13 protein-coding genes are annotated in these 13,881 nt (G+C 61.8%); 9 read left to right on the forward strand and 4 right to left on the reverse strand.

Going from position 1 to position 13,881, the window contains the following annotated elements; translation table 11 throughout:
- Positions 1-6 precede the first annotated feature (6 nt).
- The 9 genes from VGD45_RS06470 to VGD45_RS06510 all read left to right on the forward strand — a co-directional run bounded on the left by VGD45_RS06470 (position 7) and on the right by VGD45_RS06510 (position 9,313).
- On the forward strand, positions 7-1,485 hold the full coding sequence (locus tag VGD45_RS06470) for a form I ribulose bisphosphate carboxylase large subunit (RefSeq protein WP_331154456.1): 1,479 nt from the start codon (positions 7-9) through the stop codon (positions 1,483-1,485).
- A gap of 15 nt (positions 1,486-1,500) precedes the next feature.
- Positions 1,501-1,917 carry a ribulose bisphosphate carboxylase small subunit gene (locus VGD45_RS06475; protein WP_331154457.1) on the forward strand — a complete coding sequence of 139 codons (417 nt, stop codon included), beginning with the start codon at positions 1,501-1,503 and terminating at the stop codon, positions 1,915-1,917.
- A 91-nt stretch (positions 1,918-2,008) separates the two neighbouring features.
- Positions 2,009-2,959 (forward strand): CbbX protein, encoded by a 951-nt coding sequence (gene cbbX / locus VGD45_RS06480; RefSeq protein ID WP_331154458.1) that lies wholly within the window; start codon positions 2,009-2,011, stop codon positions 2,957-2,959.
- Positions 2,956-4,017, forward strand: a complete 1,062-nt coding sequence (locus VGD45_RS06485; RefSeq protein ID WP_331154459.1) for a class 1 fructose-bisphosphatase — start codon at positions 2,956-2,958, stop codon at positions 4,015-4,017. Before cbbX ends, VGD45_RS06485 begins: the two co-directional genes overlap by 4 nt.
- Positions 4,018-4,027: 10 nt before the next feature.
- A complete protein-coding gene (locus VGD45_RS06490; RefSeq protein ID WP_331154460.1) occupies positions 4,028-4,951 on the forward strand; it encodes a phosphoribulokinase in 924 nt (307 codons plus the stop codon).
- Between the two features lie 31 nt (positions 4,952-4,982).
- On the forward strand, positions 4,983-5,696 hold the full coding sequence (locus VGD45_RS06495; RefSeq protein WP_331154461.1) for a phosphoglycolate phosphatase: 714 nt from the start codon (positions 4,983-4,985) through the stop codon (positions 5,694-5,696).
- A 14-nt stretch (positions 5,697-5,710) separates the two neighbouring features.
- Positions 5,711-7,747, forward strand: coding sequence for a transketolase (gene tkt, locus VGD45_RS06500; RefSeq protein ID WP_331154564.1), 2,037 nt, complete (start codon positions 5,711-5,713; stop codon positions 7,745-7,747).
- Positions 7,744-8,808, forward strand: a complete 1,065-nt coding sequence (gene fba / locus VGD45_RS06505) for a class II fructose-bisphosphate aldolase (protein ID WP_331154462.1) — start codon at positions 7,744-7,746, stop codon at positions 8,806-8,808. Before tkt ends, fba begins: the two co-directional genes overlap by 4 nt.
- An 82-nt stretch (positions 8,809-8,890) precedes the next feature.
- Entirely contained in the window at positions 8,891-9,313 is a 423-nt protein-coding gene (locus VGD45_RS06510) for a c-type cytochrome (RefSeq protein ID WP_331154463.1), read from the forward strand.
- Between the two features lie 108 nt (positions 9,314-9,421).
- On the opposite strand, the gene VGD45_RS06515 is transcribed toward VGD45_RS06510, so the two are convergent.
- The 4 genes from VGD45_RS06515 to VGD45_RS06530 are packed head-to-tail and all read right to left on the reverse strand — an operon-like array spanning position 9,422 to position 13,878.
- The gene (locus VGD45_RS06515) at positions 9,422-10,801 is read right to left on the reverse strand and encodes a sigma-54 dependent transcriptional regulator (RefSeq protein WP_331154464.1); all 1,380 of its coding nucleotides are present in this window, start codon (positions 10,799-10,801) and stop codon (positions 9,422-9,424) included.
- Positions 10,794-11,915, reverse strand: a complete 1,122-nt coding sequence (locus tag VGD45_RS06520) for a sensor histidine kinase (RefSeq protein WP_331154465.1) — start codon at positions 11,913-11,915, stop codon at positions 10,794-10,796. Before VGD45_RS06520 ends, VGD45_RS06515 begins: the two co-directional genes overlap by 8 nt.
- On the reverse strand, positions 11,912-12,544 hold the full coding sequence (locus tag VGD45_RS06525) for a hypothetical protein (protein ID WP_331154466.1): 633 nt from the start codon (positions 12,542-12,544) through the stop codon (positions 11,912-11,914). The genes VGD45_RS06520 and VGD45_RS06525 overlap by 4 nt, the downstream gene beginning before the upstream one ends.
- A complete protein-coding gene (locus tag VGD45_RS06530) occupies positions 12,541-13,878 on the reverse strand; it encodes a BamA/TamA family outer membrane protein (protein ID WP_331154467.1) in 1,338 nt (445 codons plus the stop codon). Before VGD45_RS06530 ends, VGD45_RS06525 begins: the two co-directional genes overlap by 4 nt.
- Between the last annotated feature and the right edge of the window lie 3 nt (positions 13,879-13,881).

Genomic DNA, 13,881 nt, shown 5'->3' on the forward strand with positions numbered 1-13,881 from the left:
GAGGCAATGACCATGAAGAGAATCGGCGGCAATCGGGGCGCACCGGACTCGGCGGCGGAACGTTATCGCGCCGGAGTCCTGAAGTATTCGCAAATGGGCTACTGGGATAGCGGCTACCGGCCGAAGGACACGGACGTGCTGGCGATGTTTCGAATCACGCCGCAGGAGGGCGTCGAGCCGAACGAGGCCGCCGCGGCCGTGGCCGGCGAATCCTCGACTGCGACGTGGACCGTGGTGTGGACCGATCGACTCACCGCCTGCGATCGTTATCGCGCCAAGGCGTACAAGGTCGAGCCGGTGCCCGGTTCGCCGGGACAGTACTTCGCCTACATTGCTTACGACCTGGATTTGTTCGAGCCCGGCTCGGTCGCGAATCTCACCGCGTCCATCATCGGCAACGTGTTCGGCTTCAAGCCGCTCAAGGCGCTGCGGCTCGAAGACATGCGCTTCCCCGTCGCCTATGTGAAGACGTTCGCTGGACCGGCCACCGGCATCATCGTCGAACGCGAGCGGCTCGATAAGTTCGGGCGGCCGCTGCTCGGCGCGACCGTCAAGCCGAAGCTCGGCTTGTCGGGCAAGAACTACGGCCGCGTGGTGTACGAGGCGCTGCGAGGCGGTCTCGATTTCACCAAGGACGACGAGAACATCAACTCGCAGCCTTTCATGCATTGGCGCGATCGGTTCTTGAACTGCATGGAAGCCGTCAGTCGCGCCGAAGCGGTGAGTGGCGAAGTGAAGGGCCACTATCTGAACGTCACCGCGGCGACTATGGAAGATATGTACGAGCGCGCCGAGTTCGCCAAGGAGCTGGGCTCCGTCATCGTGATGATCGATCTGGTGATCGGCTACACCGCCATCCAGTCGATGTCGAAGTGGGCGCGCAAGAACGACATGGTCCTGCATCTGCATCGTGCCGGGCACGGCACGTACACGCGGCAGAAGAATCACGGCGTTTCTTTCCGCGTCATCGCCAAGTGGATGCGGCTCGCCGGTGTGGATCATCTGCATGCCGGCACCATCGTCGGCAAGCTCGAAGGCGATCCGAACGCGGTGCAGGGCTTCTACAACGTGCTGCGCGAGCCGCGCAACGAGTTGGATCTACAGCGCGGCATTTTCTTCGAGCAGGACTGGGCCGGACTGGGCGGCGTCATGCCGGTGGCCTCGGGCGGCATTCACGCGGGCCAGATGCATCAGCTGCTGACGTATCTCGGCGATGACACCGTCTTGCAGTTCGGTGGCGGGACCATCGGTCACCCGATGGGAATCGCTGCTGGCGCGACCGCGAACCGCGTGGCGCTGGAAGCGATGGTGCTCGCTCGCAACGAAGGTCGTGACATCTGGCGTGAAGGCCCGTCGATCCTGGCCGACGCCGCCAAACATTGCACACCGCTGCGTGCCGCGCTCGATACCTGGGGTGAGGTCACGTTCGACTACGCGAGCACCGACACGCCCGATTTCGTTCCGACACCGACGGCCGCTGCTTGATCCGGGGACACCACCATGCGACTCACTCAAGGCACCTTTTCTTTCCTTCCCGATCTCACCGACGCTCAGATCAGCTCGCAGATCGAGTATTGCCTGCAGCGCGGCTGGGCCGTGTCGGTCGAGTACACCGAAGATCCGCATCCACGCAACACGTATTGGGAGATGTTCGGCATTCCCATGTTCGATCTCAAGGACGCGGCTGGAATCATGCGGGAAGTCCAGGAATGTCGAAAGACGTTTCCCAATCGATACATCAAGGTCAACGCGTTCGACTCGACCCGCGGCGTCGAGTCGCTGCGCCTGTCCTTTCTGGTCGCGCGCCCCGACGAGGAGCCTGGTTTCGAGCTGCTGCGAGAGGAGGGGCCGGGCCGTCAGGTGCGCTACGCACTGCGCTCCTATGCAACGAGGCGGCCAGAGGGGCACCGTTACTGATTAGAAGCTTTCGTTGAAACGCACCCCACGGGGGTGACAAAGCGCTCCCGCCCGAGGACACACGGGCGGGACGCCGGGGGACGTTTGTTACATGAATTCTGTGCTCAAACAAACTGCTGACGACGGGGCCCACGACGCGAGCTTCAATCTCGAGACGGCGTTTCGTGACTCGCATGTCGCCGATGTGCTCGAAAAGCTCGAGGCCGAGCTGGTCGGTCTCGCGCCCGTCAAGACCCGGATACGCGACATCTGCTCCCTGCTGCTCGTGGACACTCTGCGTCGACAGGCTGGGCTGAGCACGGAGGCGCTGTCTCTGCACATGAGCTTCACCGGCAATCCCGGCACCGGCAAGACAACGGTGGCGATGCGCATGGCGGAGATCCTGCATCACCTCGGCTATGTGCGTAAGGGTCATTTGGTCGCAGTGACGCGCGACGATCTCGTGGGTCAATACATCGGCCACACCGCGCCGAAGACACGTGAAGTGCTCAAGCGTGCGATGGGCGGAGTGCTGTTCATCGACGAGGCCTACTACTTGTATCGGCCTGAGAACGAGCGCGACTACGGTCAGGAGGCCATCGAGATCCTGCTGCAGGAGATGGAAAACCATCGCGACGACCTGGTGGTGATCCTGGCTGGCTACGAAGACCGCATGGAGCGGTTCTTCCGTAGCAATCCCGGCATGTCATCGAGAATCGCGCATCACATCGCGTTCCCGGACTACACCTCCGAGGAATTGATGGCGATCGCTCAGCTGATGCTCGAGCAAATGCAATACGTTCTGAGCGCCGATGCGCAATCGACGCTGCGTGAATACATCGCGCGTCGCCAGACGCAGCCGCATTTCGCGAACGCCAGGTCCGTTCGCAACGCGCTCGATCGCGCACGCCTGCGTCAGGCGAGCCGCTTGTTTGCCAAACGGGGCGCGTCGCTGGCCAAGCAGGATCTGATGACGATCGAAGCCGAAGACATCAGGGCCAGCCGCGTGTTCGCGGAGCCCGCGCCCGTGGAGACACAACGACAAGGGGAGTTGCAGACATGACCAGAACGTTGACCCGATTCTTGATCGAGGAACAGCGCCGTCACCAGCATGCCACCGGCAATTTCACCGCGCTGGTGAACGATGTTCGATTGGCATGCAAGCGCATCGCGACCCTGATGGGCAAAGGCGCGCTGTCGGGCGCGCTCGGCGAGGTCGATACGGTCAACGTTCAGGGCGAGCAGCAGAAGAAACTCGACGTGCTCTCCAACGACATTTTCATTCGCACCAACGAGTGGGGCGGGCAGCTGGCGGGCATGGTGTCGGAAGAGATGGAACAGCCGTATGCGATCCCGGCGGAGTATCCGCGCGGCAAGTACCTGCTGCTGTTCGATCCGCTCGATGGTTCTTCGAACGTGGACGTCAACATGGCAGTCGGCAGCATATTCTCCGTGCTGCGCTGTCCGGAGGGTGTCACAGAGCCCACCGTGGAGGACTTTCTGCAGCCCGGCACCGAGCAAGTGTGCGCCGGCTACGCCATCTACGGGCCGTCGACCATGTTCGTGCTGACGATGGGACGCGGGGTGCATGGGTTTACGCTCGATCGTGAGATTGGCGAATTCATGTTGACGCATCCGGATCTGCGCATCCCCGAGTCAACCGACGAGTTCGCCATCAACGCGTCGAACTCGCGGCATTGGGAGCAGCCCATCAAGCGCTACGTGCGCGAATGCCAGGAAGGCGCCGCGGGTCCGCGTGGCCGTGATTTCAACATGCGTTGGATTGCCGCGGTGGTCGCGGATACACATCGCATCCTCATGCGTGGCGGCGTGTACATGTATCCGCGCGATCGCAAGGACCTCGCCAAGGCCGGCCGGCTGCGCTTGCTCTATGAAGCCAATCCGATCGGCTTCCTCATCGAACAAGCGGGCGGTCGTGCGAGCACCGGGCGCGAGCCGGTGTTGACGATCAAGCCTGAGAGTCTGCACCAGCGCATTGGATTCGTATTCGGGACGCGTGCGGAGGTCGAGCGCATCGAGCGCTATCACCGCGAGTACAACGATTTCGAATTCAAGGCGCCGTTGTTCGGTTCTCGCAGCATCTTCAGAAGTCCCGCATAGGCAGGTTCCCATGTCAGCCACGCATCCCATCATTGCCGTCACGGGCTCTTCCGGGGCCGGTACGACGTCGGTCATGCGAACCTTCGAGCAGATCTTCCGGCGCGAGGCGATCACGGCCGCGTTCATCGAAGGCGACAGCTTTCATCGTTACGACCGCGCCGGCATGAAGCAGAAAATGGCCGAGGCGGTGGCGAGCGGCGACTATACGTTCAGCCACTTCGGCCCCGACGCGAACCTGTTCGCCGAGCTCGACGGTTTGTTCCAGAGCTATGGGGACAGCGGTCGTGGACGCCGGCGCAAGTATTTGCACGACGATCATGAGGCGGCCCCGTATGGACAGAAGCCGGGCACCTTCACCGAGTGGGAACACCTGCCGGATCCGACCGACGTGCTGTTCTACGAAGGATTGCACGGCGCGGCGGCTCACGAAAACCTCCAGATCTGGAAGCATGTCGATCTGCTGATCGGCGTCGTGCCGGTCATCAATCTCGAGTGGATCCAGAAGCTGCATCGTGATCGCGCGACACGAGGCTACTCCACCGAGGCGGTGGCGGACACCATCCTGCGGCGAATGCATGACTACGTTCATTACATCTGTCCGCAGTTCTCACGCACGCACATCAACTTTCAGCGTGTGCCGATGGTCGATACATCGGATCCGTTCATCGCACGGTTTATTCCGACACCCGAGGAATCCTGCCTGGTGATTCGCTTCGCGAATCCGGCGGGCATCGATTTCCCTTATCTGCTGACCATGCTGCACGACTCTTTCATGTCCCGGCCGAACACCATCGTGTGTCCGGGCGGCAAGATGGATCTGGCCATGCAGCTCATTTTCACTCCCATGATTCTGCGGCTCATCGAACGGCGCAAGGAATCGCTGGCGCGAAGGTCGCAACGCTCGAGCAGCGCGCTGTTGGAGCCGACATTCTGAGAACAACTTTGAACCCTCGAGGAGGTCCGACATGCCCAAACTCATCGATTGCATCGACGCCGTCTCGTTCGACCTCGACGGCACGCTGGTCGACACCGCGCCGGATCTCGCGGCGGCGGCCAACATGATGCTGCTCATCCTGGGCGGCCGCCCGCTGCACGAAGAGCGCGTCACTGCGTTCATCGGCGGCGGCATCGATGAGTTCGTGGCGAAGATCGTCGAGGAAAGCACTGTAAAGCCCGATCCAGCGCAACATGCGGCGGCGAACGCGTTGTTCCGTAATCTCTACGGCCAACGTTTGTTCGAGCGCAGCCACCTGTACTCGGGGGTGGTGGATACGTTGCGAACCCTGCACGAGGCCGGGCTCAAGTTGTTCTGCGTGACCAACAAGGAAAGCAAGTTCGCGCTGCCGCTGCTGAGATCGGCGGGGCTGAGCGGATTTTTTTCATCGGTGTTCTGCGGCGATCGTTGCGAAGATCGAAAGCCCAGTCCGAATATGCTGCTGGCCGCTTGCGAGCAAGCGGGTGTTCAGCCCTCGCGGATGCTGCTCGTGGGCGACTCGGGCGCCGATGTGGTCGCCGCGCAAGCTGCTGGCTGCCGTGTCGTGGTGGTGGACTACGGCTACTCACACGGCATGCCGGTTGCGCAGTTCCAGCCGGACGGAGTCGTCAGCAACTTCGAGGAGATCCTGGCGCTGAGCGTCGCTCAGCAGAGTGGTTGTCACGCGCTGAGGGCCATCGCATGAGCGCCGAGATCAAGATGCGGCCAGCCTCACAAAGCACCGAAGCCCGGCGCGACAGCGTCAACGTGTTGCGCGTCCTCGCGATGGATGCGGTTCAGAAGGCGAATTCGGGTCATCCCGGCATGCCCATGGGCATGGCGGAAATCGCCGAAGTCTTATGGCGACGTCATCTGCGCCACAACCCCGCCAATCCACAATGGTTCAACCGTGATCGTTTCGTGCTGTCCAACGGTCACGGGTCGATGTTGCAGTATGCGCTGTTGCATCTGACGGGTTACGACCTGCCGTTGCAACAGTTGCAGCGTTTCCGTCAGTTGCATTCGAGGACGCCGGGACATCCCGAGTACGGCGTCACGCCGGGAGTGGAAACCACGACCGGGCCGCTCGGACAAGGTATTGCCAATGCGGTTGGCATGGCGATCGCCGAATCAGTGCTCGCGGCGCAGTTCAATCGGCCCGGTCAGGAGGTCGTCGATCATTACACCTACGTCTTTCTCGGCGACGGTTGCATGATGGAGGGCATCTCGCACGAGGCGTGCTCGCTCGCCGGAACGCTGGGTCTCGGGAAGCTGATCGCGTTCTATGACGACAATGGGATCTCCATCGACGGCCACGTGTCGGGATGGTTCACCGACGATACGCCGGCGCGCTTCACGAGTTATGGCTGGCATGTGTTGCAGGTCGACGGGCACGACAGCGAGGCGATCGACAATGCGATTCGCGCCGCCAAAGCCAGGGCCGACAAGCCCTCGCTGATCTGCTGCAAGACCGTCATCGCGCACGGCTCGCCCAACAAGGCCGGCACTCACGATTCTCACGGCGCTCCGCTGGGCGACAAGGAAATCGCTGCCACGCGCGCCGTGCTGGGGTGGGAGTATCCGCCTTTTGACATTCCGCCTCATATATATGAGAGCTGGGATGCCCGGAGCGCAGGCGCTGCCGCCGAGGCGGCCTGGCGTCATACGCGATCGGAGTATGCGAAGTCACATCCCGAGCTGAGTCAGGAGTTCGAGCGTCGCATGCGAGGTGAGTTGCCCGGGGACTTCGGTGAGCACATTCGCAGGTTGATGACGCGAACGCATGCGAAGGCCGCGACCATGGCGACGCGCAAGGCGTCACAGGAGGCCATCGAAGGCATTGCGCCTGTGTTGCCCGAGCTGATTGGCGGCTCGGCGGATCTTGCGAGCTCGAATCTGACGCTTTGGACCGGTTCTCGCGCGATCACGAACGGCGGTGGAGGGAATTATCTCTACTACGGCGTGCGCGAGTTCGGTATGGCCGCGGTCATGAACGGGCTGGCGCTGCACGGCGGATTCATTCCCTACGGCGGCACGTTCCTCACGTTCTCGGACTATTGCCGGAATGCTCTGCGCATGGCGGCGCTCATGCATATCCGGTCGATCTTTGTGTTCACGCATGACTCGATTGGGTTGGGCGAGGATGGTCCGACGCATCAGCCGGTCGAGCATCTCGCGACGTTGCGCGTGATCCCCAACATGGACGTCTGGCGGCCGTGCGACACCGTGGAGTCGCTAGCGGCATGGGCCGCCGCCATCGAGCGCGCCAACGGACCCACGTGCCTGGTGTTCAGCCGTCAAAATCTTCCGTTTCAGGCGCGAAGTCTGGAAGCAATAGATTGCATTCGGCGGGGCGGCTATGTGCTGGTGGAGCCGGAAGAGGAACCTCGCGCAGTCATCATTGCGACGGGTTCTGAAGTGGGGCTCGCGGTTGAAGCACAGAAGGTGCTTACGAGTGAAGGTGTGCCTGTGCGTGTCGTTTCCATGCCGTCCACCAACGTGTTCGATCGGCAAGACCCGCTGTATCGCGAACAAGTGCTGCCAGCCCACTTGCCGTGTGTCGCCGTGGAAGCCGGCGTCACAGATCTGTGGCGCAAGTATGTCGGCCGTCGTGGCGCGGTCATCGGCATCGATTGCTTCGGCGAATCGGCACCCGCGTCGGACTTGATGCGTCATTTCGACTTCACGCCGGAGCGAGTGGTGTCGGCGGTGCTCGCGGGGACTGATTCGACAGAAGACGATAAGGGGGTCTCATGAGCCTGGTTTCACTACGACAATTACTGGATCACGCGGCCGAGCACAGCTATGGCATGCCTGCGTTCAACGTCAACAATATGGAACAAGTGCAGGCCATCATGCGGGCGGCCGACGAAACCGACAGCCCAGCCATCCTGCAAGTATCCGCTGGAGCGCGTAAGTACGCGGGCGAAGCGTTCCTGCGTCACATTGTTCTCGCGGCGGCGGAAGCGTGGCCGCACATTCCGATCGTGTTACATCAGGATCACGGTGCGAGCCCGGCCGTGTGTCAGGCATCGATTCGCTCCGGCTTCACCAGCGTGATGATGGATGGCTCGCTGCGTGAGGACATGAAGACGCCTGCTACTTATGACTACAACACGCGCGTGACGGCGAAGGTCGTCGAGATGGCCCATGCAGTCGGCGTGTCGGTGGAAGGAGAGCTCGGTTGCCTGGGTTCGTTGGAGTCGGGAATGGCGGGCGAGGAGGATGGCTCGGGTGCGGAGGGGAAGTTGACCCACGACCAGATGCTCACCGATCCGGACCAGTGCGCCGACTTCGTCGAGCAGACAGGCGTCGACGCGTTGGCTATCGCCATCGGGACGTCGCATGGTGCATACAAGTTTTCGCGGCGGCCAACCGGTGACATTCTCGCGATCTCTCGGATTCGAGAGATTCACGAGCGCATCCCGAATACGCACCTGGTGATGCACGGCTCTTCGTCCGTGCCGCAGGAGTGGCTCGCGATCATTCGCGAGCACGGCGGTGAGTTCAAGGAGACTTACGGTGTGCCGGTCGAGCAGATTCAGGAGGGCATACGCAACGGTGTGCGTAAGGTAAACATCGATACGGACATACGCATCGCCATGACCGGGGCGATGCGGCGGCTGATGAATACGGATCGCAGCGAATTCGATCCGAGAAAGTTTCTGGCGCATGCGACTTCGGCGGCGGAAGACATTTGCCGTTCGCGCTTTCTTGCCTTCGGCTCGGCCGGGCAGGCGAGCAAGATCAAGCCGCTGTCGCTCGAGCGGATGGCGGAGGGATATCGCAAGCGTGAGCCGGCGCTCAAGATCGCTTGAGCTCGTGGCGGCGTATTTTGGAACTTCAGTTCAACAGCATGCGGTGGACCATGTAAACAACGTCTCTTTCAGGGGGTAGCCAATGAGCAAACGCGCCTTTGCACTGAGTTTCATCGTCGCCGCGACTGCACTCGCGGCGAGCCAGGGGATCGCGGGCGAGTCCCCGCCCTATGAAGTAGTCGATGGTCACAAGGTGGATGAGAAGACTCTCGGTGGCTGGCGCACGTGGCGTGCGCTCGCATGCGAACGGTGTCACGGGGCGGAGCAGGAGGGTCTCGTCGGCCCTTCGCTGGTGGAGAGCCTGAAGGCACTGTCCAAACAGGATTTCGAACAGGTGGTGCTGAATGGGCGACCCGAAAAAGGCATGCCGAATTTCAGCGCCAGCAAAATGGTGAATGACAACCTCACTGGGCTGTACGCCTATCTCAAGGGCCGCTCGGACGGCGCGATTCAACCGGGGCACCTCGAGAGCATGAGCAAGGACGGCCTCGCGGCCAAGAAGTAGCTTCGACTCAAGCAGCCGTCCATGGAGCCTCAGCCAGCCGGTACATCCGTGTACCGTCGTTCGCGCGGTTCGAGGCGACGTTAAGTCGCCTCGAAAAGGCATCCGCGCTCACCCGCCGAAGTAATCCTTCTTGGAGATGCCGAGGGCGGACATCCGCCGGTGCAGGTACGGCCGGCGGACGTGGAGGTCGAGGGCGGTGCGGCTGATGTTGCCGGCGTGTTTTTTCAGTGTGGCGAGGATGAGATCGCGTTCGGCCTGGTCGCGGCAGTCCTTGAGGCTCGACTGGGCGGTGTGCTTGCTGCCGGGGTCGTCGACGACGGCGAGCACTTCTTCGGGGAGATCGAGCAGGGTGATGCGGTCGCCGCTCATGATGAGTACGCGTTCGAGCAGGTTCTGCAGTTCGCGCACGTTGCCGGGCCAGGAATACTGCTCCAGCTCGTGCATGGCGTCGGCGTCTACTTGCTTGGCGCGAAGATTATGCTTCGCGCACAAGCGAGCCACGATGAAGTTCACCAATAGAGGAATGTCGCGCCGGCGTTCGCGCAGGCTCGGCACGCGCAAGGGGACCACGTTGAGTCGATAATACAGGTCTTCGCGAAAGGAGCCGTCAGCGACGCAGCGTTTCAGATCCTTATGCGTGGCGGAGATCACTCGCACGTCGACGCGTAGAGTTCGCTCGGCGCCGAGCTTCTGAATCTCGCCATGCTGTAGAGTTCGCAGAATCTTCGCCTGCGCGCCCAACGGCAAGTCAGCGACTTCATCCAGGAACAGCACGCCCCGATGCGCAGTCTCGAACAGTCCGCGTCGGGGCGCATGAGCGCCGGTGAAGGCGCCGCGCTCGTGACCGAACAGCTCGCTTTCGATCAGATTTTCGGGAATCGCCGAACAGTTCACTTTCACGATGGGTGCGTCCCGCCGCGAAGAATTCGCGTGAATCAGATTCGCGACCAGTTCCTTGCCCGTGCCGCTCTCGCCGGTGATGAGCACGCTCGCCTGCGTGTCCGCGACTTTCAAAGCATCGGCGATCAACCGCTGTATGGCAGGCGAGTCGCCGACGATCTCCCCAACGCCTTCGCGCGCCTCGATGGCGTGCAGTCGCTGCTGGAGTGCTGCATGTTCCAGGCAACGCCGCGCGAGCACGCTGATCTTCTCTGCACTGAAAGGTTTCTCCAGAAAATCGAAGCCGCCGATCTTCATGGCCTGCGCCGCCTCGGCGAGCGTGGCATGGCCCGAAATGAAGATGGTCGGTACGGCGCTCCCTTCGACCTGCAGCTTGCGAAAAAAGGCCAAGCCATCGATCTCGCCCAAACGAATGTCCAGGATCATCAAGTCGACCACCCGTTCATCGAGGGCGCGAGCCGCGCTGGCCACGTCATGTGCGGCGATAACGTGCATGCCCTCCTGCTCGAGCGCGATTTGAATCGCGTGGCGGATGTTCTTCTCGTCGTCGAGCACCAGGACAGTCGGTTGAATGGAAGCGTCAGCCATGACGGGCTCCTGGCAGGCTGATGACGAACTCCGGTGCGCCATGCTGAGGCCGATAGCGGATGTCTCCGCCATGGTCGATCACGATCTTGCGTACGATCGCCAGCCCCAGGCCCATGTTGTCCTTGCCGCGCGTGCCCGAGACGTAAGGGTCGAACAAGCGGGGCACGAGATCGTCGGGAACGGGCACGCCGTCGTTGCGCAACGAGACCTCGATGCCCTGGTCCGTCTGCGTTAAACGCACGAAGAAACGAACCTCACGCCCGGGATTGGCTTCAACGCCATTGCGCACCAGATTGGTTAAAACCTGGCGAAACAGAGTCGGATCGATGCTGGCTCGCACGCTCGTCGCGGGCTCCGCATTCCACTCGATCCTCGCATTGGGAAACATCGAGCCGACGGCCTGCAGTTGTTGCGACAGAGTCGCCGACAACTCCACCGGCTCCAGCTTCACTGCAGGGAGCCGAGCGAAGTCAGAGAAGTGATCCACGGTCCGCTTCAAATGTTGCAACTCTTCTCCGATCATCGCCTGCGTCTGCGCGAGCCGCGCAGCGAATTCCTCGTTGGAGAGCTGTACATGCGCCTTGCGCAGAGAGCTCACCAGTACCTCGATGGGCGTGAGCGGATTCTTGATCTCATGGGCCAGCATCTTCGCCAGCTCCTGCCAGGCCGAGATCTCCTGCAGATAGCGGACCTTCTCGCGCTGTTTCAGCAGCTCATCGAACGTTTGCGTATAGGCGCGCGCGATCCGGCGGCTCAACAATGCTGCGACGAGCACCGAGAATGCCAGCGCTGCCACCAGCCCCAACGCGAAGTAGATGCGCAACGATTCGAGCACGCTGCGACGAACCAGCGCAGGGTGCTCATAGACGTGCCGAAGCTCTTCGATCGCTTCGAACTGCTCTCGGTACTCCGCCTGGCGCTCCGAATCGAGCTTGCGCAACGTCAGCAGGTTCTGCGAGCTGTCTTCGAGAACGCGGGTAATGTGCGGGTTGAAGCCGAGGTTCAGGCTTGTCTGCAGGCTGCGATCCAGGAAGTACAGCGCGGCGAGCATCGGCAGCACGCTCACCACGAGAATCGTGAGGAACAGCAGCAGCTTGATATTCCGATCGCTCACCGTGCGCTCACGTTGAAGGGCGTCGAGGTCACTTGTTCCCGCCACTGCGCGGCCATGTTCTGATCGGCGGCATAGTGCTCGAAGATGCGGTTGAAGACGGAGTTCGATGTGGACTCCGACGCGGCGCCAGGCGCGCCCTCCAACGGCACATACCGACTGTTCTCCTTGACCCATTCGCGGATCTGTTCCATGCGCTCACGCTCGATCGGATTCAGCAGTACCTCTGCTTGTAGCGTCAGTGTCGCCGGCGTCGCGGGACGTTCGAACAACTGCAGGAGACTCAAATCGATCAGCCAGGCCCATGCCTCATCCACGGTCCGCAACTCCGGTGCGCTGAGCGCCGTGCCGTTGACAGTGAGCTGGCTACTGAAACGTTCATCCCACAGATCGTACTTGAGCGCAATCTCGACGTTCGCATTCGCGCGAGTTTCCGTACCTTCGAGCAAGGTTATGCGGAGCAGGACCCGGTTCGTCAAGCCGCTGCGAAGATCTTTGCGAAGCGATTCGGGGAGAGCGAGGCCGCGCACGCGTACTCCAATGTTCCGCTCACGGATGACGGGCGTGATGTCGGCCGCCTCCACGATAGCGCCGAGCAACAGCAGACAGATGAGGCACAGGACGCGCGTCACTCAGCGCTCCTGTCGGTGTGCAGCCCGGACCCGATGACATACAGGTCGACCATACCGAACGAGCGCGTCTGCAAGCGCACGCCGGCCTTCACGCCGTATTCTTTCTGCCGCTCGCCGCGCAGACTATGGCCCTGCGGGCTGTACCCGGTCTCGACGTACCACCGCCCGCGTTGTATTTCGCCGTCCGCGCTGCCGCCGATCGGTCGGGAGAAACCCCCGACGAATTCGAAGTGCTCATCGACGAACGACCGATATTCCGTGCTGGGCGTGTCGGCGACTTGCATGACCCAGGAGGTGCCGTTGTCGGTCGTCCAGGTCTTGCGAATGCCGCCCTCGGTGATCATGTCGTGTTCTGTCGAAACCCACGACCAGTGCAACACCGCGCGTGAGCCACGCGTGGGGAAATACGGGTCATCCTCCGAGTTCCATCCATACGTGGCAGTCACGTTGTGCCTGTCGTATGCGACGTCGAACCGAAAGTCGCTGCCGTCGGACGACCGGCCCGTGATCCGGACGTCAGGGAACGTGATGTATCGGTAGCCGAGGCTCAGGAATGAAAAATCGAAGATGCGGCGACCCACTGTTACGTCGACGCCGACGTGCTGGGCCTTCGCCCGCGTTCCATTGATCGTCTCGCTGTCCAGATAGGCACCCGACACGCCCGCGATCAGGTACGTGCGCTTGTCATCGCGCCAGTGCGGATCGACGTACTGCAGACGACCGCCGTACTCGCTGCGAACCAGGCCGTCGAGCGGCGCGTATGCGTACACCGTCAGGTCGAGCAGCTTGCCGGTGCCGAACAGGTTTTGGTGGGTGAGGCGGCCGGCAAGCAGCTGGCTTGCACTATCGAAGCGCAGCGAGGTGCCGGCGAGCCACTCGCGCAGGTAGGGATCCGCTTCGACGACTTCGACGATGACTCGAACGTGGCCTCGTGCGATGCCCCGCTCCAGATAGATATCCACTGAGTCGAAGCTCGGCAGCGACGCCAGACGCAGGCGCGCGTTGCTCAGCTCGACTTCGTCGACGCTGTCGCCAGGCGCGAGATAAATGTGCCCGAGGATGAAATCGCAGGAGGTCGCGAGATTGCCGCGACAGGTCAATTCGTCGATGGTCAGAACATCGCGGCCTGTCGCCGACTGTTCCGGCGATTGCGCCAGAGCCGCCCAAGGCAGCAGCAACAGGATGAATAGCAGCCAGCGCAGCCGAAATCTCATGGCGTGAAGCGTCGTCGAGCGGGCCTTCCTGAAGATCTGGCACTCATGCGCGGCGTTATTGTTGTCCGACGCATCTGCCGTGTATTGTGCACGCGGCCGATACGTCAGGGGAGTGTCCATCTT

Origin of the sequence: Steroidobacter sp., from assembly GCF_036402275.1 — a bacterium.
Lineage (GTDB): Bacteria > Pseudomonadota > Gammaproteobacteria > Steroidobacterales > Steroidobacteraceae > Steroidobacter.